Source organism: Cellulophaga omnivescoria (genome assembly GCF_001999725.1).
Classification (GTDB): domain Bacteria; phylum Bacteroidota; class Bacteroidia; order Flavobacteriales; family Flavobacteriaceae; genus Cellulophaga; species Cellulophaga omnivescoria.
The window spans coordinates 1-20,762 of record NZ_MDDP01000019.1 but is presented as its reverse complement, the minus strand read 5'-3'; the positions used below and the strand labels follow the sequence as shown (position 1 = coordinate 20,762).

Genomic DNA, 20,762 nt, shown 5'->3' with positions numbered 1-20,762 from the left:
TTGTTATTTTAAAGCAATACTTTTAAGTTCTAATTTAAAATCTTCTACTGTTTTATTGCCAATTAAAAAGGCTATTTCATTAATGTTTTCTGCGTTAAAGTTAGGAATATCAACCTTATTTCCTCTAAACATTGCATACATATTATTTAGTTTAATTTCTATGGTTTGCCAATCTCCATTTGTTGTAAAAGGAGCAATAAACCAATGTTTAGTTGCTGTGTTTTCTTTTATTCTAATTTGATATACTTTACCGTCTCCCTTAAGTGTTATGCAAATAGTACTATAGTTTTTACAGTGCAATGATGTGCAGTGTTTAACCATTGCAAAGCCACCATTATTTTCTAGCGATACGTAACCACTAAAAACGCCTAAATTATCAGTTGCAATTTTAAAATTACTTTTTGATACTCCACCCATAACAGCATCTGTAATGGTATGCCATTCTTTTGAGTCTGTTGTATGTATAAAGTTGATATTGTTTTTCATATGGATGAATGAGTTTTGCAGTGTGAAGATAAGTTGTTTTTATTGGATGTAAAAAATCCCGTTTCTTAATTGAAACGGGATTTTACTTTATAATTTAAAAAACAATATTATCCTTTTTGTTTTAAAATCCACTCTCTGGCATTTGTAAATGCTTCTAACCAAGGTGTAACTTCATCCTTACGGTCTGTTGGGTAATTTGCCCAGTTCCATTGGAATGTAGAACGCTCTATGTGTGGCATTGTAACCAAGTGTCTTCCTGTTTTATCACACAACATAGCAGTATTAAAATCACTACCGTTAGGATTTGCAGGATAACCCTCATAACCATAAGTAGAAACAATATTGTAGTCTTCTTTGTTTTGTGGTAAGCTAAATTTACCTTCACCGTGACTAATCCAAACGCCTAATGTAGTGCCTGCTAAAGTAGAAAGCATTACAGAATTGTTTTCTTCAATTTTTACAGATGTAAAGTTACTCTCGTGTTTATGAGAATCATTATACGTCATTTTTCCGTGTTGCTCGTGCTCAGGGTTAATTAGTTCTAATTCCATAAACAATTGGCAACCGTTACAAATACCAACAGATAAAGTGTCTTCTCTTTTAAAGAAGTTGTTTATTACTTTGTTGGCTTTTTCATTGTATTTAATGGCACCAGCCCAACCTTTTGCGCTACCAAGCACATCAGAATTAGAAAAACCACCAACGGCTCCTAAAAACTGAATATCCTCTAAGGTTTCACGTCCCGATATTAAATCGGTCATATGTACATCTTTTACATCAAAACCAGCTAAATACATTGCATTTGCCATTTCACGTTCAGAGTTACTTCCTTTTTCACGTAAAATAGCTGCCTTTGGTCTTTCTCCGTTTATTACAGGTAATTTACCCGTAAAGTTTGCAGGGAAAGTGTATTGTAAAGGTTGGTTTTTATAATTGTTAAACCTGTCTTTAGCTAAATTGTTTGACGTTTGTTTACTATCTAATAAGTATGATGTTTTAGACCACGTATCTCTTAAAGAGGTTACGTTTAAGCCCATTTCCATACCGTTATTCTTTATTGTTAATGTAGCTTCTTCAACCACAGAACCAATTTTAATAGCAGTTACACCAGCGTTTGCAAATAGCGTTTCTGTACTTGCATCTGCCTGAAAAACAACACCAGCATTTTCTGCAAATAATAATTTAATAGTGTCTTCTTCGCCTAAAGCAGATAGGTCTAAGTTAGCGCCCAAATTAACATCTGCAAAACACATTTCTAGTAGAGTTGTAATTAAACCACCAGAGGCTACATCGTGTCCGGCGTTAATTTTATCAGCTTTTATTGCGTCTTGTAATGTGTTAAATACTGTTTTTACGTAAGCAGCATCCGTAACGTTTGGTGCACTATTTCCTATTTTGTTCTGTGTTTGTGCAAAAGAAGAACCACCTAATTTAAAATTGTCTTTAGATAGGTTTATATAGTAGATAGCATTGTTGTTTTTTTGTAAAACAGGCTCTACTACTTGGTTAATATTGTTACAGTTTGCAGCAGCAGAAATAATTACGGTTCCAGGAGCTATAACTTCTTCATTTTTGTATTTCTGCTTCATAGAAAGCGAATCTTTACCTGTTGGTACGTTAACGCCTAAAGCAATACTAAATTCAGATACAGCTTCTACAGCTTCATACAAACGTGCATCTTCGCCTTCGTTTTTACAAGGCCACATCCAGTTAGCAGATAAAGAAACAGATTGTAAACCATCTTTTAAAGGAGCCCAGACAATATTAGTTAAAGCTTCTGTAATACTATTTTTACTACCTGCAGCTGGGTCTATTAATCCTGAAATAGGAGAGTGCCCAATAGAAGTTGCAATACCTTCTTTACCTTTAAAATCTAACGCCATAACACCACAATTGTTAAGTGGTAATTGCAATGGGCCTGCACATTGTTGTTTGGCAACACGGCCACCAACACAACGGTCTACTTTGTTTGTTAACCAATCTTTAGATCCAACGGCTTCTAATTGTAAAACTTGCTCTAGATAATCATGAAAAAACTCTAATGAATAACTAGCATCTTGGTAATTACGAGTAACAGTTTTATCTGTCATTATTGTTTTAGGAGAACTCCCAAACATATCTTCTAAAGCTAAATCCATAGGTTTTTCTCCCGTGGTTTTAGACTCAAACGTAAATCTATGGTTGTTTGTAACCTCACCAACTTGGTACATAGGAGAACGCTCACGCTCTGCAATACGCTCTAGTAAGCCCATATCATCTTTACCAATTACAAGTCCCATACGTTCTTGAGACTCATTACCTATAATTTCTTTAGCAGAAAGTGTTGGATCGCCAACAGGTAGTTTATCTAAATCTATATGTCCACCTGTATCTTCAACAAGTTCGGATAAGCAGTTTAAGTGTCCGCCTGCACCGTGATCGTGAATAGAAACAATTGGATTTTCATTACTTTCTACCAAACCACGTATTGCATTTGCTGCTCTTTTTTGCATTTCTGGGTTAGAACGTTGCACTGCATTTAGCTCAATACCAGAAGCAAACTCACCTGTGTCTGCACTAGATACAGCAGCGCCACCCATACCAATGCGGTAATTGTCTCCACCAAGAATAACAATTTTATTACCTTCTTTAGGTTCGTCTTTTAAGGCTTGGTTTTCTTTACCATAACCAATACCACCAGCTTGCATAATAACTTTGTCAAACCCAAGTTTGCGAGCATCTTCTTGGTGTTCAAAAGTTAAAACAGAACCAGTAATTAATGGTTGCCCAAATTTGTTTCCAAAATCTGATGCCCCATTAGATGCTTTTATTAAAATATCCATTGGTGTTTGGTACAACCAAGGACGTTCTTCCATAGCTTTTTCCCAAGGTCTGTTTTCTTCTAGCCTAGAGTAAGATGTCATATAAACCGCAGTACCAGCTAAAGGCAAAGAACCTTTTCCGCCAGCTAACCTGTCTCTAATTTCGCCTCCAGAACCAGTAGCAGCACCATTAAAAGGCTCTACGGTTGTAGGGAAATTGTGAGTTTCTGCTTTTAATGATATAACAGAATTAAATTCTTCTTCGGTATAAAAATCTGGTTTATCTGCTGTTTTAGGAGCAAATTGTGTTACCGTTGGGCCTTTAATAAATGCAACATTATCTTTATAAGCAGATACAATTGTACCCGGGTTTTCTTGAGATGTTTTTTTTATTAACTTAAATAGAGAAGAAGGTTTCTCTTGTCCGTCTATTACAAATGTGCCGTTAAAAATTTTATGTCTACAGTGTTCAGAGTTTACTTGACTAAAACCAAAAACTTCAGAATCTGTTAGTTTTCTGCCAATTTTAGTAGCTACGCTTTCTAAGTATTCAACTTCTTCGTTGCTTAGAGCTAAGCCTTCTTGTTGGTTATAGGCTGCAATATCATCAATAGGTAAAACTTCTTTAGGAGAAATAGCTATTGTAAAAATATCTTGAGTTAAAGCAGTATATTTTTGAGATATCATTGGATCAAAATCTTTTGCCTCTGCTGTAGATGCAAAAAATTCTTCAATTCTTATAATGCCCTTTATACCCATATTCTGGGTAATTTCAGTAGCGTTGGTACTCCAAGGAGTAATCATTGCTGCTCTTGGGCCAACAAAAAAGGCGTCAAGAGACGCCGCATTTATTTTAGTATTGTTGCCAAAAAGCCATATTAATTTAGAAATATCTTCCTGTGTAAGATTATTTTTGGTTTCTACAGCAAAAACTTTGCTGGTTTGGTCTCCGAAAAAGTGAATCATTGTAGCTCTTGTGTTGTTTTGTTTAACAAGCCACAAATTTACACTTTTTAAGTGTAAATTTTCACAAGAATAGTTAACAGTTTTTAGTGGTGATTGTTAATTTCTTCTATGTCCAGTTTACACTTTATTCTTTACTAAAGAAATGACTAGTTTGTGTTTAAAAGAAATTAAAATGAAAAAGAGTCTTGTCGGCAAAAACAAGACTCTTTTTACGAGAACACTATATGAAAATGAAAAATTTATTCTGACTAATTACACTGCTAATGTATTACCAATATTTAGTTTTATAAACTATATGTTGTAAACCATTGTATAGTTGTTGTTTGTTAAGCAATTTATGTTGTGATGTTTTTTTATTGGTGTTTGTATATTGATAAAACTCTGTTTTTTAATTGTTTATAAATGAAAAAGAGTCTTGTTGGCAAAAACAAGACTCTTTTTACGAGAACACTATATGAAAATGAAAAATTTATTCTGACTAATTATACTGCTAATGTATTGCCAATATCTTGTTTTATAAATTATATGTTGTAAACCATTAAATAGTTGTTGTTTGTAAAGCTACTTATGTGGTAGATAATTTTTTTAAAAAATAAAGTAGGGTTTTTTTAGTGTTAATTGTTTTAAGAGTGTATTACGGTATTATTGATAGTTGTGATAACATTTTAAAACCAAATTTTATGAAGAAACTACATTTTTTATTATCGACAGTTTTATTGGCTATGTCATTTACAATGATGGCTCAGGAAAAAGAAGTAACTGAAAAGGAAAAATTATCTTATTATGAACAAAGAGCAAAAGAAGATGCTGCATATGAGCAGTCTACAGAAATAGCTGTAGAAGATGAGGAAGAATTTTGGGAAGACCAAAAAGCATATGAGAAAAACTTAAAGAAAAGAGATAGAAAGGCATATAGAGCGTATATGAAGGGTAAGAGAGATGCATATGCAGAACACGCTGCACATTGTGATTCTCATTGTCACCATAGTGATTATTACCATACTCACACAACGTATTACTATAGCTACAATAATTACAGAAGAGCACCAAGACGCTCAACTGTAGTACGGACTAATGTTGGCGTTAGGGTACCTAGCGTTAGGATTGGATTATAATTGATAATTTGTATTTGGGAACGAAAAAGTCGGCTGGTTAGAGCCGACTTTTTTATTTATATGAGTGTTTTTTTTATTTCTTTTGTAACAAAGCCATATAAAAACCATCGTAACCAGAATCGGATGCAAATATTTTATCTTCTTTTTCTAATGTAAAATCTTTACCAGCTTCTGAGGCTAAAAATGCTATAACTTGGTCGTTGTTTTCCTGTGGTAAAATAGAACAAGTGGCATATACCAGTTTTCCTCCAGATTTTACTATTTTACTATAGCTTTGTAAAATTTCTTGTTGTGTTTTTGTAATCTTATCTAAAAATTCTGGCTGTAATTTCCATTTAGCATCTGGATTACGTTTTAGTACACCAAGACCAGTACAAGGAGCATCAATTAACACTCGGTCTGCACTGTTGTACAGTTTTTTAATTACTTTGGTAGAGTCTATTTCCCTAGTTTCAATATTGTGGGCCCCATCTCTTTTTGCACGTCTTTTTAACTCTTTTAATTTGTTGCCATAAATATCCAAAGCAATTAATTGCCCTTTGTTTTCCATTAAGGCTGCAATGTGTAAAGTTTTTCCTCCTGCACCAGCACAAGTATCTACAACACGTTGTCCTGGTTTAACATCTAAAAAGTGACCCACTAATTGTGAAGATGCATCTTGCATTTCAAACATACCGTTTTTAAAAGCCTCTGTTCTAAAAACATTAGCTCTTTCTGTAAGTGTTAAAGCATCTGGATATCCTTTTATAGGATTGGCAACTATATTCTCTTCTAATAAAGCTTTTTGTAAGTTTGCCTTTGTTGTTTTTAAAGTATTTACTCTTAAAACTACTTCGGCTTGTTTATTTAAAGCGTTAATTTCTTTTGTCCACTTTTTATCACCTAAAGCTTTTTCTCCAACTTCATCAATCCAATCTGGTATAGATTCTTTAAATTTTCTAATTTTAGACAATTCATCAAACCTTCCTTTAATTCTGCGTGTAGGCGTTGGTTCAATTTGTTTCCAGTCTGGCAATTCTATGCCTTTTAAAACAGCCCAAACTGCCCATATTCTAAATAAGTTAGGTCTGCTATATGGTGCTTTAACTTCGGCAATTTCTGTGTATAATCTTTTCCAGCGTACAATTTCATACGTGGTTTCTGCAATAAAACCACGATCTCTAGATCCCCAACGTTTATCAAATTTTAAAACTTTTTCTACAACCTTATCTGCATATTCATCTTCATTAAAAATAAGGTTAAGTGCGTCTATAACTGCAAATACTAAGTTTCTGTGTAATTTCATTTCTACCTTTTATTGTTTTTATTTTCTAGGAGTCTTTGTATCAAAAGCTTTAACTAGAATGGCTATAATTTTTAAATTTATGTAGTGTTATTTTTAAAATGAAAAAACACTAATAATTACTCTAGAAAAAATATGGCTGCAAAGGTATTGTTTTAGAAAGGAATACGCTTATTTTTGATGAAATATATATGTGTAAATAGCTATTTTAGGCTGTATCTACGTATTTAAATAGTAAATACTTATAATGTAAAGTATTTGTAGAATACACAAAATTAGAAGAAAATGAAGAAATTAGTAGTAGCAATTTGTGCTTTAACCCTTTTTGCTTGTGAACAAAAAAATGAGGTTAAACCTTTTACCTCTGTTGTAGTAAAAGACGTTTACACTAAAAATGTTAGCATTAGGGCTATAGAAGTTTTAGATGGTAGTATTGGTTTTGCTGGGAGTAATGGTGTTTTTGGCTCTGTAGACTTAAAAACAAACAAGGTAATTACCAATGTACAAAAATACGATACTATTTTACCTGAGTTTAGAGCTGTTGGTACAACCGGAGCAGATTTTTTTATGTTATCTGTAACTAACCCTGCATTATTATATAAAACAGGTGAAAACGGAAAAATGGAATTGGTTTATACAGAAAAAGGTGATGGTGTTTTTTATGATTCAATTAGTTTTTGGAATGCTAATGAAGGTATTGCTATTGGCGATAGTGTAGATGGTTGCTTGTCTGTTATTATTACTAGAGATGGTGGCAGTAGTTGGAATAAGATTGCGTGTAATAATTTACCAGAAGGTATTGCTGGTGAAGGTGCTTTTGCAGCTAGCAATACCAACATTAAAATTATAGGAGATAAAACTTGGATAGCTACCACCAAAGGTCGTGTTTTTTATTCTGCAGATAAAGGAGCTACTTGGGATGTATTTAGTGTACCAATGACAGGTTTGGGAGAAACACACGGAATTTTTTCTTTAGATTTTTATAACGAAAATTTAGGTTTTGCTATTGGAGGTGATTTTACAAAGCCAGAACAAAACATTAAAAATAAAGCAATAACCACAGATGGTGGTGTAACCTGGAGCTTAGTTGCAGATGGAAAAGAACCAGATTATAAAAGTTGTGTGCAATTTGTGCCAAAGCGCAATGGTAATGAACTAGTAGCTGTAGGGTTTACAGGTATTGCATATTCTAGTGATAAAGGGCAAACGTGGAAAGAGTTGTCTAAAGAAGGTTTTTATACAATTAGGTTTGTTAATGATACTCTTGCGTATGCAGCAGGTAAAGACAGAATAGCACAATTAATATTTAAGAAATAAAAAAGGAAAGCTTATTGCTTTCCTTTTTTATGTTTATTTCTATATTCACGTATTAACCTGCGTTTAAAATCTTCTTCTAAACGAGCAAGTTTGTATGTTTTTCTGTAGCTTAACACTTTGCTAATTTTGGCATAGTGTTTTTTAGTAATTTCTACTTTTTGCTTTTCAAACTCTAAATAAGTTTCTAGTAAATGTTTAGAGTCTTTTTCTGATAGGTTGTTGTAGTTGTACTTTTTTTTAAGCTCTCTTCTATCATCATAGAGTTTATGAAGTTCTTTTTCAAAATCATCATAAACAGGCCAAAAACCTTTTGCTTCATCACTAGAAAGTTCTAGCTGTTCTGTAAAAAAAGCAACCTTTAAAGATTTAATTTTTTCCCAATCGTTATTTTGTCCATAGAAAAACGTTGTTCCTATTAAAAAAAACAAAATAGTTACTATGTTACGGGTTTTATTCTTCATTTTCATTAAAATAAATATCTTGTATGTCTATACTATTATTAGACTCCAAATAGTTCATAATTTCATCTTCGTAAAATTCTCCTTCTGTAACATCAGACACATTAATATCATCCATAGGTAATATTTGTGCTAAGTCGTAGGTAGAGAATTCTATATCATTTTCATTAAAATAACTTTCAATGTCTGAGGCAGCTATGTCTTGAAAAGTTACGGGAGTAGAACCGTTGTTAAAAACTACAGCAGCAACTAAAATAGCTATAGCAGCAGCAATACTAGATACTGCGTATAGTTTCTTTTTAAAAGAGTTTAGTTTTATAACCTTAGGTTCTGTTTTTTGGTTTAGTTTGGTTTGAATATTTTGGTGTATGTTGTCAAAATAATTATTTGGTACGGTAAAACCTTCTTTTTTAGGTATAGCATTTTGTTGCTGAGTAATAGAATTATTCAGTTTATCAGAGAAGTTTTCTAAATAAGACTCTGGCATTTTAAATCCGCTATTTTTTGGTAGGCTTTTCATACTTATAATTTGACTCTCAATACTCTAAATGGTTTAATTGCTTTTTAAATAATTTTCAATTTTTTTTGCTGCTTGGTGGTATGATGCCTTTAAACCACCAACAGAAGTGCCTAGTATATCTGATATTTCTTCGTATTTTAATTCGTCAAAATATTTCATATTAAATACTAATTTTTGCTTTTCAGGTAACGTGCTAATTGCTTTTTGTAGCTTTAATTGTATTTCGTCACCTTCAAAATAAACATCAGATTGCAAATTTTCTAATAATAATTCTTGCAATTCTTCACTTGTAACCCCAAGCATTTTAGATTTTGTTTTTAAAAATGATAGAGATTCATTTGTGGCAATGCGGTATATCCAAGAAAATAGTTTGCTGTCTCCTTTAAATTTATCAATATTTCTAAATACCTTTATAAAGGTGTTTTGTAATACATCATCAGCATCATCATGGTTAAGTACAATTTTACGTATGTGCCAATATAACCTTTCCTTGTAGGTATCAACAAGAACCTCAAAAGCTTTTGCTTGCGAGTTTTTTTCTTTAAGCTGATGTACTAAAGTTTCTTCGGTCATCAAAAATTGTAATTAATTTAGTATTTTGACTTTTTAACGTGTAATTGGTTTATTCTTAAATGTCAAAAGATTGCATATCTACTAGTTTTTTGTAGACATTATTATTATTTGTAAGCTCTGCGTGCGTACCTTGCTCTACAATTTCTCCTTTTTGTAATACAACAATAGTATCTGCACTTTGTATTGTAGATAACCTGTGGGCAATTACAATAGAGGTTCTGTTTTGCATCATTTTTTCTAAAGCGTCTTGTACTAAACGCTCACTTTCTGTATCTAAAGCAGAAGTGGCCTCATCTAATATCATTATTGGTGGATTTTTAAGTACCGCACGTGCAATGGATAAACGTTGTTTTTGTCCGCCACTTAATTTATTTCCGCTATCGCCAATATTGGTATCATAACCATTAGGTTGTTCCATTATAAAGTCGTGAGCATTAGCAATTTTAGCGGCTTCAATAATTTCTTCATCCGTAGCATTAGTTTTGCCTAAAGCAATATTGTTTTTAATGGTGTCATTAAATAAAATAGAATCTTGTGTAACCAAGCCCATTAAGTTTCTGAGTGATTTTTTAGTAAGGTCTTTTATGTTGTCACCATCTATAGCAATTTCACCTTCGTTTACATCATAAAAACGTGTAACTAGGTTTGCAATGGTACTTTTACCACTACCAGACTGACCAACAAGTGCTACGGTTTTTCCTTTGTTTACTGTTAAATTAAAGTTTTTAAGCACGTAATCATCCTCATACTTAAAAGAGATATTTTTTAGAGTGATGTTATTTTTAAATTCTTCCTTAGCAATTGCGTTTTCTTTTTCGGCAATAGGATTTTCGGTTTCTAAAATTTCTAATACACGTTCTGCTGCAGCATTACCTTTTTTAACACCGTATGATGCTTTACTTATGGCCTTAGCAGGTGTAAGTATTTGGTACGCAAGTCCCATATAGGTAATAAAAAGTTCTGGTTCTATACTTTTTTCTACCAAAACCATTTGTCCGCCATACCAAAGTAAAATACCAATAACACCAATGCCTAAAAACTCACTAGCGGGCGAAGCTAAGTTTTGTCTGTTTAATAAACTGTTAGAGAATTTAAAAAATCTGTTGGTTGATTTTTGAAAGGTACTAGCAAAAGTTTGTTCTGCATTAAAAGCTTTAATTACACGTAAACCTCCTAAGGTTTCTTCTAAAATAGATAAAAAGGTACCTTGTTCTTTCTGTACTTTATCAGATTTCTTTTTTAACGATTTACCAATTAATGAAATTATAAAACCAGAAATAGGAAGAAAAATAAATACAAAAATGGTAAGCTTTGCACTAAAAGCAACCATCATTGCAATGGTAAAAATTATAGTAAGTGGCTCTCTAACGGCTAACTCTAACACAGATAAAAATGAATGTTGAATTTCTAAAACATCAGATGTAATACGGGCAATAGTATCTCCTTTTCTTTTTTCTGAGTAATAAGATATTGGTAGTTCTACGGTTTTATCATACAAAGCATTTCTTAAATCTTTTAAAACACCGTTTCTTAAAAAAGCAATAAAATACATAGCTAAATAGCCAAATAAGTTTTTTAAGAAAAACATACCTATAACCAAGCCAACCATTAGCATTAGTGCATCGCCTTGGTTACCACTACCAACATTTTGCGTTATGTAATAGTTTAAATAGTCTATAGTATAATCTTTAATTTCTGTAATGCCTGCCCATTCTGGCGCAACAGTAATAGATTCTGTTTGTCCAAATAATACAGATAGCATAGGAAATAAAGATACCATTGCTAGCGTACTAAATAAAGCGTAAAAAATGTTAGAAATAATATTTAGAATTGCATAGCTTTTGTAAGGCTTTGCATATACTAGTATTTTTTTAAAATATTTCATTAATTTAACTTGAGTTCTTTTAGAATTCTGCTTATTTTTTGCTCTAATTCGTCGTTTTTAGCTGTAAAATCTGCCGCTGTAAATAAGTTGGTATTAACACTAAAATAGAATTTTATTTTTGGCTCTGTACCACTTGGTCTTGCAGCCATTTTTGTGCCGTCTTCAGCTATATAAATAAGTACATTAGATTTAGGAATAGTAATTTCCTTTTCTTCTCCAGTAATTATATTTTTGGCAATAGATGTATTGTAATCTTCAATCCATTCTACTTTAGAATTATCTATTGTGGTTACTGGATTGTTTTTAAAATCTTCCATCATTTGCTTAATTTCTTGGGCACCAGAAGCTCCTTTTTTAGTTAAAGACACTAGTTTTTCTTTGTAAAAACCACAATCTACATATGTATCTATTAAATCTTTATAAAAGGAACTGCCGTTAGCTTTTGCATTTGCAGCAATTTCACAAGCCAGTAGAGTAGAGGTTACGGCATCTTTATCTCTAACAAAGTCACCAACCATAAAACCAAAACTTTCTTCGCCACCACCAACAAAATATTGGTTTGGTGCGTCTTTTATCATTTTAGCTATCCATTTAAAGCCTGTTAATGCAGTTTTGCACTCTACATTGTATTGGTCTGCCAACTTATTCATCATTGGTGTAGAAACAATAGTAGAACCAATAAACTCATCTCCAGTAAACCCTTTTTGTTTACGTTGTTCTAAAAGAAACTTGGTCATTAAAACCATAGTTTGGTTGCCGTTTAGTAGCTCTAGTTTGTCTTCTAAATTACGAACAGCAATACCAAGTCTGTCACAGTCTGGATCTGTACCAATAACCATATCGGCACCAATTTCCTCTGCTTTTTTTATAGCCATAGACAATGCTTCTGGTTCTTCTGGGTTAGGAGAAACAACCGTAGGAAAATCACCATCTGGTTTAGCTTGCTCTTCAATAATGGTAACATTAGTATAACCCGCACGTTTTAAAACTTCGGGCACAGCAGTTATAGACGTACCGTGTAACGATGTAAAAACAATTTTAAAATTGTCTTTTCCTTTAGCATTAAAACTTCCGTTTTTTACAGATGCACTCAAAAATGCTTCATCAACTTCTATGTCTATTAATTCAATTTTAGTTTCGTCTGCATTAAAGTTAATTTCACTAAAATCTAATTTGTTAATTTCTGTAATAATTTCCTTGTCCTGTGGTGGTACAATCTGTCCGCCATCTGTCCAGTATACTTTATAGCCATTATATTCAGGAGGATTATGAGATGCTGTTAGTACAATACCAACGTGGCAATTTAGGTGCTTTACGGCAAAAGATAATGCTGGTGTTGTTCTTAGGTCAGAAAATAAAAATACTTTAATGCCATTTGCAGAAAAAACCTCTGCAACAGTTTTAGCAAGTGTATCGCTATTATGTCTACAATCGTAAGCAATAACAACTTTTAAATCTTCATTAGGGTATACTTTTTTTAGATAATTACTTATTCCTTGGGTATTTTTACCTAAGGTGTATTTATTAATTCGGTTTGTACCAACACCCATTACCCCTCGCATACCACCAGTACCAAATTCTAAGTTTTTGTAAAAACTATCATTAAGTTCTTCTGTATTGTTTTTTATTAAATCTTCTACTTTTGTTTTTGTTTCGGTATCAAAAGTAGTAGTAAGCCAAGTTTTTGCGGTATCTAAAATTGAACTCATTTTTAGTATATTTTTAAGTGGTACAATATAATTTAGTTGATATTTAACTCTTCAGAGATAGAATATCTTGTTTCGTTTTTTTTAGAGCGTACAATAATTTCTCCTATAAAGCCGGCTAAAAATAACTGACTGCCCATAACCATAGCGGTTAAAGAGATGTAAAATTGTGGTCTTTCTGTAATTAACCTGCCAAATTTATTAAGAAATAGTTTATCTATACCCAAATATAGAGCAAAACCAAAACCAATAACAAACATTAGTGCGCCCAAAGCACCAAACAAATGCATAGGTCTTTTTCCAAATTTAGATAAAAACCATATGGTTATTAAATCTAAAAAGCCATTTATAAAACGTTCCATACCAAATTTTGTGCTTCCGTATTTGCGTGCTTGGTGTTGCACAACTTTTTCATCAATTTTAGTAAAGCCAGCATTTTTAGCAAGTACAGGTATATAGCGGTGCATTTCGCCTGATACTTCTATGTTTTTAACAACTTCTTTTCTGTAAGCTTTTAAACCACAATTAAAATCATGAAGTTTAACTCCAGAAGTTTTTTGTGCAGCCCAGTTAAATAGTTTTGAAGGTAGATTTTTTGCAATTACAGAGTCGTATCGCTTTTTTTTCCAACCAGAAATTAGGTCGTAACCGTCATTAATAATAAGGTTGTAAAGTTCTGGTATTTCTTCTGGGTTATCTTGTAAGTCTGCATCCATTGTAATAACCACGTTACCTTTTACTGCTTTAAAACCAGCGTGTAGTGCTTGTGATTTTCCAAAGTTTTTAAAAAAACGTATGCCTTTTACATTGGGGTTAGTAGTAGATAATTCTGAAATAATCTTCCAAGAATTGTCTGTGCTACCATCATCTATAAATAGTATTTCATATAAAAAATGATTGGATTGCATTACGGATACAATCCAATCATGTAGTTCTTTTAAAGATTCTTCCTCGTTTAAAAGAGGAATAACAATAGATAAATTCATAGGGTACTCTTGAAAATATATTCAAAAGTACAAATTCCTAAATTGTTTCTTGCTTTTTTATTAAGAATGCAGGAATTAATGAAAGTAGAAATCCTGCAACTATGCTATAAAGAAGACCAAATAAGATTTGCATTACTGGGGTTTGAAAAGGTTTTGACATTTCTATGTTAGCTTCTATTTGTTCCATAGATAGGCCAGATTCTAAAAGCATTCCTTTTTGATATTCAGTTGCTTTAGTCATAAAATCAGGATCTATTACGCCTGCCAGTATTTGGTTAAATATTACGCCTATTATGCCACCTATTAAGCTAATACCTACGCCTACTTTTAAAGCCTGACCTACAGATATAAATCCTCCGTTATCTTTTTTAAATTGTAGCATACCTATAATAATAAAAGCTAAAGACAATAGAACACTAATTAAAAAAACCATTGCGCCTCCTTGGTAATGCATATCTAGTGAAAATAACATAAGTACAAACGCAATACTAATTCCGCCTAACATTAAACCGTATTTTAAAGCATATTTTCCTGTTTTTGGTGTATTCTCTTCCATATTAATTTATATTTTTTGGTTGTTATATTATATGTATTCATTTTATTATTTTTGTTACAGAAAAATGCCGCTTATTTTTTTATTATTTTTTTTAGTTAAGTATTGTGGTTTTCATAAAAAAGCGTATTTTTGCACCGCTAAATTTATTTAGAAGAATTAAAGTTTTAAAAAATGAGAAAAGGTATACACCCAGAGAATTATAGATTAGTAGCGTTTAAAGATATGTCTAACGATGAAGTATTTTTAACTAAATCTACTGCAAATACAAAAGAAACATTAGAGGTTGATGGTGTTGAATACCCATTAGTAAAATTAGAAATCTCTAGAACATCACACCCATTTTACACAGGTAAGGCTAAATTAGTTGATACTGCTGGGCGTATTGATAAGTTTAAAAACAAATACAAGAAATTTACTAAGTAATAATTTCTTTTCAATAATATTTTTAAAAGTCACTTTTCAATTAATTTTGAAACGTGACTTTTTTAGTTTAACACAAAATACTTTAGTCTTATGAATTACATTTTATTTGATGGTGCCGCAAGAACAGCTTTATTACCTTTTACTTATACTAGACCTGTTGCAGAAATTAGAATAGGAATACTTACTATTAGAGAAAAATGGGAAAAGTTTTTAGGAAGCACTACAAGTACAATTACAGAAGACTATTTAAGTGATAAGCATCCAATGGTAGAGCTAGAGGAGAATGTAATGATAAACTCATCATACCTGCCAAACCCTAATTTGGTCACTTTAATTACCAACTTAAAAGAAAACCAAGTTATATATCATAAAGATAATATTGTTGCTTTTTTTACAAAAGAAGCACAAGAAGAAGTAGATTTTAATTCTTATGAGGAAATTTATTTTGAAGAAGATGTAATAACGGTTGAAAAAACTTGGGATATTTTTTCTAAAAATGAAGAGGCCTTACAAGCAGATTTTAATTTAATAACTGAAGGGCGTATAAGCGCTCCTGTATCTGATACAAATACACTTATAAATCCTGATAATATTTTTGTTGAAGAAGGAGCAACAGTAGAGTACTGTATGTTAAATGCAACCAAAGGTCCTATTTATATAGGTAAAAACGCAGAGATTTGGGAAGGTGCTATGGTGCGTGGTCCGTTAGCATTATGTGACAATGCAGTAATAAAAATGGGAGCAAAAATTTACGGAGCAACCACTATTGGTCCTTTTAGTAAAATTTGTGGAGAGGTAAGTAACTCTGTTATATTTGGTTACTCTAGCAAAGGTCATGAAGGTTATTTAGGCAACTCTGTATTAGGTGAATGGTGTAATATAGGTGCGGACTCTAACAACTCTAACTTAAAAAATAATTATGCTAAAGTTAGGCTTTGGAATTATGAAAGTGAGAGTTTTGAACAAACTGGTTTGCAATTTTGTGGTTTAATGATGGGAGACCATAGTAAAAGTGCAATAAATACAATGTTTAATACAGGTACAGTAGTTGGTGTAAATGTAAATATTTATGTGCCTGGTTTCCCTAGAAATTTTGTACCTAGTTTTAGTTGGGGTGGTGCATCTGGTTTTACAACATATGGTACTAAAAAAGCTTTTGAAACTGCTAAGATTATGATGGCTAGACGTAATGTTGAGTTTACTGCAGAGGATGAAGCTATCCTGACTCACGTTTTTGAGGAAACTAAAAAATGGAGGAAAGATTAAAAAATAATTAAGAACCCTTAATACTTTAAGTTAAATCTAATAAGTTTTTGTATTTTTCCATTTAATTTTTTAATCTATAGTAGCATTAAAATTAAATGAAAAAACTTACCCTAATTCGTCACGGAAAATCCTCTTGGAATTACGATGTTTCAGACAGAGACAGACCTTTGTTAGAACGTGGTATTAATGATGCTTATTTGGTTGCAAGCGCAATTAATAAGCCGGTAATAGATGCTGTTTTCTCTAGTCCCGCCAATAGAGCTTTACATACGTGTAATATTTTTTTAAGAGTTTTAAATATTCCTTCTAGTGAGCTGCGTATTTATGATGAGCTTTATGACTTTTCTGGAGAGCACGTTATTAATTTTATAAAGTCATTAGATAACAAGTTGCAAAATGTTGTAATTTTTGGGCATAACCACGCCTTAACACATATTGTAAATATGTATGGAGATAAGGTTATAGAGAATGTTCCTACATCTGGATTAGTAGAATTAAGTTTTAATATTTTAGAGTGGGGTGCTATTACTAAGGGTAGCACGCAAAATGTAATTTTTCCTAAACAATTAAAGAATGATTAAGTCAAAAAATCAATATATAAATAGAGAAATTAGTTGGTTAAGTTTTAACGCTCGTGTTTTACAGGAAAGTGCAGATACTAAAGTGCCTTTAATTGAAAGATTGCGTTTTTTAGGAATATTCTCTAATAATTTAGATGAGTTTTTTAAGGTACGTTACGCCACTGTAAAACGCATTGTAGATGCGGGTAAAACAGGAAAAAGTGTTTTAGGAGGAGAAAAAGCTAAAGATTTACTAGAAGAAATAACCAAAATTGTAATTAAACAACAAACCAAAAGTTTAAAAATACTTGGTGATATTGAAAAAGAATTAGAATCAGAAAACATATTCATTATTAACGAAAAAGAAGTTAGTAAAAGTCAGGCGGCTTTTATTAAAACTTATTTTATGGAGAAAGTTAGTCCGCGTTTAATGACCATTGTTTTAAATGATTTACGCGAATTTCCTCTGTTAAAAGATACTGCTGCTTATTTAGCCATAAAAATGGTACTAACAAGTTTAGATGGTGTAGAAGATGTTCCAGAAAATAAATACGCTTTAATAGAAATACCTAAAGATATAGATCGTTTTGTTGTACTTCCAAAAGAAGGAGATAAGAATTATATTATTATTCTAGATGATTTAATAAGGTACTCTTTACGTCATATTTTTAATATGTTTACGTATAAATCTATCTCTGCTCATATGATTAAAATAACCAGAGACGCAGAACTAGATATAGATAACGACTTAAGTAAAAGTTTTATAGAAAAAATATCTTCTAGTGTAGAGCATCGTAAAATTAGTGATCCCGTTCGTTTTGTTTATGATAAAAGAATAGCAAAAGACACCCTTTCTTTTTTAATGGAAAAAATGGGGATTGAAGAAACTGATAGTATTATTCCTGGTGGTATTTACCATAATCGCAGGGATTATATGAAGTTTCCTAGTTTAGGACGTAAAGACCTTATGTATGATAAAATAACACCTTTGTTAGTTAAAGATTTTAATTTTGAGGGTAGTATTTTAGAGCAAATTGCGGTAAAAGACCATTTGCAATACACGCCTTACCACACATTTTCATACATTACTAAATTTTTAAGAGAGGCTGCCTTAGATCCGCAAGTAAGAACCATTAAACTTACTGTTTATAGGCTTGCAAGTAATTCTCAAGTGGTTTCATCACTAATAAATGCAGTAAAAAACGGAAAACAGGTAACAGTACAAATAGAGTTACAAGCTAGGTTTGATGAGCAAGCAAACATACAATATGCAGAACTTTTGCAGGCAGAAGGTGTTAAACTTATTTTTGGAGTTCCAGGTTTAAAAGTGCACAGCAAAATATGTTTAATAGAAAGAGAAGAAAACGACAAATTAAAGCGCTATGGCTTTATAAGTACAGGTAATTTTAATGAGTCTACTGCTAAAATTTATACGGATTATACGCTTTTTACTGCACACTCATCAATATTAAAAGAGTTAAACAAAGTTTTTGATTTTTTTGAAACAACTTATAAAATTAATAAGTATAAACATTTAATTGTTTCACCTCATTATACAAAAAATGCTTTTAAAGCGTTAATAGATCAAGAGATTGAAAACGCAAAAGCAGGTAAGGAAGCTTACATAAAATTAAAAATGAACAGTTTAACATCATACAAAATGGTAGATAAACTGTATGAGGCTAGTAACGCTGGAGTAAAAATACAACTAATTATAAGAGGCGTTTGTTGTTTAATTCCTGGTGTAAAAGGAATGAGTGAAAATATACAAGCTATAAGTGTTGTAGATAAGTTTTTAGAGCATACTAGGTTATTTGTTTTTGGTAATAATGGTAATCCTAAAGTTTATATTTCTTCGGCAGATTGGATGACACGTAACTTGGATTTTAGAGTAGAGGTAGGATGCCCAATTTATGATGAAGATATAAAGAAAGAATTACTAGATACGTTTGATATTTCTTGGAACGATAATTTAAAAGCACGTATTTTTTCTGAAAAGCAAGACAATGCTTATCGTAAAAGTGATGCTCCTGAGTTGCGTTCTCAGTTTGAATTATATGATTATTACAAGACCAAATTAAGTAAATAGATTTTTTATTTTGAAGATTTTTAAGCTTGCAGCAATAGATATTGGCTCTAATGCCATAAGGTTGCTTATACATAATATTATTGAAGCCAAAGACAAAAAAACCGAATTTAGGAAAAGTTCTTTAGTTAGGGTGCCTATACGTTTAGGTGAAGATTCTTTTACTGTAGGAGAAATATCTGACCGTAATGTTGAGCGTATGATAGATGCAATGAAAGCCTTTAAATTATTAATGAATGTTAACGGCGTAGAAAGTTATATGGCTTGTGCTACATCTGCAATTAGAGAAGCTAATAATGGCTATGAGGTTATTGAAAAAATACGTGACGAAGCGGGAGTTAATATTGAAGTTATAGATGGTAAAAAAGAAGCAGCAATTATAGCGTCTACAGATTTAAAAGAATTAATAAATAATGACCAAGCTTATTTGTATATAGATGTTGGTGGTGGTAGTACCGAGTTTACTGTTTTTTCTGAAGGTAAACTTGTAGCATCTAAATCTTTTAAAATTGGAACCGTTAGGTTGTTAAATGATATGGTAGGTGTAAAGGTTTGGAATCAGTTAGAAGAGTGGATTAAATTATATACCAGAGATTTGTCTAAAGTATCAATTATTGGTTCTGGTGGTAATATAAATAAGCTACATAAAATGTCTGGCCGAAAAATAGGGGAACCTTTATCTTATATTTGGCTTAATGCTCAGTATCATTTTTTAGAGAGCATGTCTTATGAAGATAGAGTTTCTGAACTAGGTTTAAATCAAGATAGGGCAGATGTAATTATACCAGCCACACGTGTATTTTTATCATCAGCAAAGTGGTCTGGAGCTAAAAAAATACATGTGCCTAAAATAGGCCTTTCAGATGGTATGATTAAAACCTTGTACCAAAAAAATAAGGAGTCAATTTAATATTACCCGTGTACATTACCAGTTGCCCCTAAGTTTTTCATTAGGTTAGCTTCATACTCTAACAAATCTTGCCATTTTTGGTCTACTTCATCACGGTCTCCGTATTGCCTTGCAAAATTTAAAAACATAGTATAGTGTCCGGCTTCACTTATCATTAGTTTTCTGTAAAATTCTGCCAGTTCTTTATCGGCTAATTCTTCAGAAAGTAATCTAAAGCGTTCACAGCTACGAGCTTCTATTAGGGCAGCATATAAGAGTCTGTGCACCAGTTGTGTGGTTCGGCTACCTCCTTTAGGAAAAAACTTTAATAAATCTACAACATATTGGTCTTTACGGTCTCTACCTAGGGTATTTCCGCGAGCAATTATTTTGTCATGAACCATTTTAAAATGTCCCATTTCTTCTCTGGTTAAAGCAACCATCTCTTGTACCAATTCTGTGTACTCAGGAAAACTAACTATTAAAGATATTGCTGTAGCAGCAGCTTTCTGCTCACAAAAAGCGTGGTCTGTTAATATATCATCTATATTTTTTTCTACAATATTTACCCATCTTGGGTCTGTAGGTAGTTTTAAGCCTAGCATAGTGTTTGTTTAAGTTGCAAAAATAATGATATTGATTTGGATGCAAATAAAAAAGACATATTTTCTAAGGTAGAAAATATGCCTTTTAAAGGTTTTGGTTGATTAGTTATTTTAAATATAATAGATACTTTAAAAACGCTTGTTATTGTAATAAATTACAAAGGTAAGTGTTTTTGTTAAAATTATATTAAAGCCTAAATGTAACATAAATCATCCAATAATGAAATAAAATGTAGAAAAAAGTAACAATTTTGTACTATTTGTTAAATGTTTTTATTTGGT

Annotated in this window: 18 protein-coding genes; 7 read left to right on the top strand and 11 right to left on the bottom strand. The window is 31.9% G+C overall.

From position 1 onward, the window contains the following. Positions 1–3 precede the first annotated feature (3 nt). The gene (locus tag BFJ87_RS10345; RefSeq protein ID WP_077403818.1) at positions 4–486 is read right to left on the bottom strand and encodes a CIA30 family protein; all 483 of its coding nucleotides are present in this window, start codon (positions 484–486) and stop codon (positions 4–6) included. Between the two features lie 107 nt (positions 487–593). Further along, positions 594–4,253, bottom strand: coding sequence for a phosphoribosylformylglycinamidine synthase (gene purL / locus BFJ87_RS10340; RefSeq protein WP_077403930.1), 3,660 nt, complete (start codon positions 4,251–4,253; stop codon positions 594–596). A gap of 680 nt (positions 4,254–4,933) precedes the next feature. On the opposite strand from purL, the gene BFJ87_RS10335 reads away from it, so the two are divergent. Beyond that, a complete protein-coding gene (locus BFJ87_RS10335) occupies positions 4,934–5,368 on the top strand; it encodes a hypothetical protein (RefSeq protein ID WP_077403927.1) in 435 nt (144 codons plus the stop codon). A gap of 73 nt (positions 5,369–5,441) precedes the next feature. On the opposite strand, the gene BFJ87_RS10330 is transcribed toward BFJ87_RS10335, so the two are convergent. After that, the gene (locus BFJ87_RS10330) at positions 5,442–6,653 is read right to left on the bottom strand and encodes an RsmB/NOP family class I SAM-dependent RNA methyltransferase (RefSeq protein ID WP_077403815.1); all 1,212 of its coding nucleotides are present in this window, start codon (positions 6,651–6,653) and stop codon (positions 5,442–5,444) included. A 282-nt stretch (positions 6,654–6,935) separates the two neighbouring features. Between BFJ87_RS10330 and BFJ87_RS10325 the strand changes: the two genes are divergently transcribed. Next, positions 6,936–7,967: a WD40/YVTN/BNR-like repeat-containing protein gene (locus BFJ87_RS10325; RefSeq protein WP_077403812.1), complete on the top strand. Its 1,032-nt coding sequence runs from the start codon at positions 6,936–6,938 to the stop codon at positions 7,965–7,967. Between the two features lie 11 nt (positions 7,968–7,978). On the opposite strand, the gene BFJ87_RS10320 is transcribed toward BFJ87_RS10325, so the two are convergent. From BFJ87_RS10320 to BFJ87_RS10290, 7 genes are read right to left on the bottom strand one after another with little or no spacing between them, the layout of a single operon-like run. Next, a complete protein-coding gene (locus tag BFJ87_RS10320; protein ID WP_139344232.1) occupies positions 7,979–8,428 on the bottom strand; it encodes a hypothetical protein in 450 nt (149 codons plus the stop codon). Beyond that, a complete protein-coding gene (locus BFJ87_RS10315; protein ID WP_077403806.1) occupies positions 8,418–8,945 on the bottom strand; it encodes a hypothetical protein in 528 nt (175 codons plus the stop codon). The genes BFJ87_RS10320 and BFJ87_RS10315 overlap by 11 nt, the downstream gene beginning before the upstream one ends. Positions 8,946–8,978: 33 nt before the next feature. Next, a complete protein-coding gene (locus BFJ87_RS10310) occupies positions 8,979–9,518 on the bottom strand; it encodes an RNA polymerase sigma factor (RefSeq protein WP_077403803.1) in 540 nt (179 codons plus the stop codon). Between the two features lie 55 nt (positions 9,519–9,573). Then, positions 9,574–11,403 (bottom strand): ABC transporter ATP-binding protein, encoded by a 1,830-nt coding sequence (locus tag BFJ87_RS10305; protein ID WP_077403800.1) that lies wholly within the window; start codon positions 11,401–11,403, stop codon positions 9,574–9,576. Then, entirely contained in the window at positions 11,403–13,112 is a 1,710-nt protein-coding gene (locus BFJ87_RS10300; protein WP_077403797.1) for a phospho-sugar mutase, read from the bottom strand. The genes BFJ87_RS10305 and BFJ87_RS10300 overlap by 1 nt, the downstream gene beginning before the upstream one ends. A gap of 32 nt (positions 13,113–13,144) precedes the next feature. Continuing rightward, on the bottom strand, positions 13,145–14,095 hold the full coding sequence (locus tag BFJ87_RS10295) for a glycosyltransferase family 2 protein (RefSeq protein ID WP_077403794.1): 951 nt from the start codon (positions 14,093–14,095) through the stop codon (positions 13,145–13,147). Between the two features lie 37 nt (positions 14,096–14,132). Next, positions 14,133–14,651, bottom strand: a complete 519-nt coding sequence (locus BFJ87_RS10290) for a DUF4199 domain-containing protein (RefSeq protein ID WP_077403791.1) — start codon at positions 14,649–14,651, stop codon at positions 14,133–14,135. 171 nt (positions 14,652–14,822) lie between these two features. Here BFJ87_RS10290 and BFJ87_RS10285 point away from each other — a divergent pair, with 171 nt between their 5' ends. The 5 genes from BFJ87_RS10285 (at position 14,823) to BFJ87_RS10265 (ending at position 19,896) form a co-directional block, all read left to right on the top strand. After that, positions 14,823–15,074, top strand: a complete 252-nt coding sequence (locus BFJ87_RS10285) for a type B 50S ribosomal protein L31 (protein WP_077403788.1) — start codon at positions 14,823–14,825, stop codon at positions 15,072–15,074. A 90-nt stretch (positions 15,075–15,164) separates the two neighbouring features. Beyond that, positions 15,165–16,340 carry a GlmU family protein gene (locus BFJ87_RS10280; RefSeq protein ID WP_077403785.1) on the top strand — a complete coding sequence of 392 codons (1,176 nt, stop codon included), beginning with the start codon at positions 15,165–15,167 and terminating at the stop codon, positions 16,338–16,340. Positions 16,341–16,435: 95 nt separating this feature from the next. After that, positions 16,436–16,921 (top strand): SixA phosphatase family protein, encoded by a 486-nt coding sequence (locus BFJ87_RS10275; protein ID WP_077403782.1) that lies wholly within the window; start codon positions 16,436–16,438, stop codon positions 16,919–16,921. Next, positions 16,914–18,989 carry a polyphosphate kinase 1 gene (ppk1, locus tag BFJ87_RS10270; protein WP_077403779.1) on the top strand — a complete coding sequence of 692 codons (2,076 nt, stop codon included), beginning with the start codon at positions 16,914–16,916 and terminating at the stop codon, positions 18,987–18,989. The genes BFJ87_RS10275 and ppk1 overlap by 8 nt, the downstream gene beginning before the upstream one ends. A gap of 10 nt (positions 18,990–18,999) precedes the next feature. Then, positions 19,000–19,896: a Ppx/GppA phosphatase family protein gene (locus BFJ87_RS10265; protein ID WP_077403776.1), complete on the top strand. Its 897-nt coding sequence runs from the start codon at positions 19,000–19,002 to the stop codon at positions 19,894–19,896. 2 nt (positions 19,897–19,898) lie between these two features. Here BFJ87_RS10265 and BFJ87_RS10260 read toward each other — a convergent pair whose 3' ends face one another. Then, a complete protein-coding gene (locus BFJ87_RS10260; RefSeq protein ID WP_077403773.1) occupies positions 19,899–20,480 on the bottom strand; it encodes a MiaE family protein in 582 nt (193 codons plus the stop codon). Positions 20,481–20,762: the final 282 nt, after the last annotated feature.

Bases quoted from the DNA above. Each gene is read 5' to 3' on its own strand.
- BFJ87_RS10345 (WP_077403818.1), bottom strand. From the start codon at position 486: ATGAAAAACAATATCAACTTTATACATACAACAGACTCAAAAGAATGG.
- purL (WP_077403930.1), bottom strand. From the start codon at position 4,253: ATGATTCACTTTTTCGGAGACCAAACCAGCAAAGTTTTTGCTGTAGAA.
- BFJ87_RS10335 (WP_077403927.1), top strand. From the start codon at position 4,934: ATGAAGAAACTACATTTTTTATTATCGACAGTTTTATTGGCTATGTCA.
- BFJ87_RS10330 (WP_077403815.1), bottom strand. From the start codon at position 6,653: ATGAAATTACACAGAAACTTAGTATTTGCAGTTATAGACGCACTTAAC.
- BFJ87_RS10325 (WP_077403812.1), top strand. From the start codon at position 6,936: ATGAAGAAATTAGTAGTAGCAATTTGTGCTTTAACCCTTTTTGCTTGT.
- BFJ87_RS10320 (WP_139344232.1), bottom strand. From the start codon at position 8,428: ATGAAGAATAAAACCCGTAACATAGTAACTATTTTGTTTTTTTTAATA.
- BFJ87_RS10315 (WP_077403806.1), bottom strand. From the start codon at position 8,945: ATGAAAAGCCTACCAAAAAATAGCGGATTTAAAATGCCAGAGTCTTAT.
- BFJ87_RS10310 (WP_077403803.1), bottom strand. From the start codon at position 9,518: ATGACCGAAGAAACTTTAGTACATCAGCTTAAAGAAAAAAACTCGCAA.
- BFJ87_RS10305 (WP_077403800.1), bottom strand. From the start codon at position 11,403: ATGAAATATTTTAAAAAAATACTAGTATATGCAAAGCCTTACAAAAGC.
- BFJ87_RS10300 (WP_077403797.1), bottom strand. From the start codon at position 13,112: ATGAGTTCAATTTTAGATACCGCAAAAACTTGGCTTACTACTACTTTT.
- BFJ87_RS10295 (WP_077403794.1), bottom strand. From the start codon at position 14,095: ATGAATTTATCTATTGTTATTCCTCTTTTAAACGAGGAAGAATCTTTA.
- BFJ87_RS10290 (WP_077403791.1), bottom strand. From the start codon at position 14,651: ATGGAAGAGAATACACCAAAAACAGGAAAATATGCTTTAAAATACGGT.
- BFJ87_RS10285 (WP_077403788.1), top strand. From the start codon at position 14,823: ATGAGAAAAGGTATACACCCAGAGAATTATAGATTAGTAGCGTTTAAA.
- BFJ87_RS10280 (WP_077403785.1), top strand. From the start codon at position 15,165: ATGAATTACATTTTATTTGATGGTGCCGCAAGAACAGCTTTATTACCT.
- BFJ87_RS10275 (WP_077403782.1), top strand. From the start codon at position 16,436: ATGAAAAAACTTACCCTAATTCGTCACGGAAAATCCTCTTGGAATTAC.
- ppk1 (WP_077403779.1), top strand. From the start codon at position 16,914: ATGATTAAGTCAAAAAATCAATATATAAATAGAGAAATTAGTTGGTTA.
- BFJ87_RS10260 (WP_077403773.1), bottom strand. From the start codon at position 20,480: ATGCTAGGCTTAAAACTACCTACAGACCCAAGATGGGTAAATATTGTA.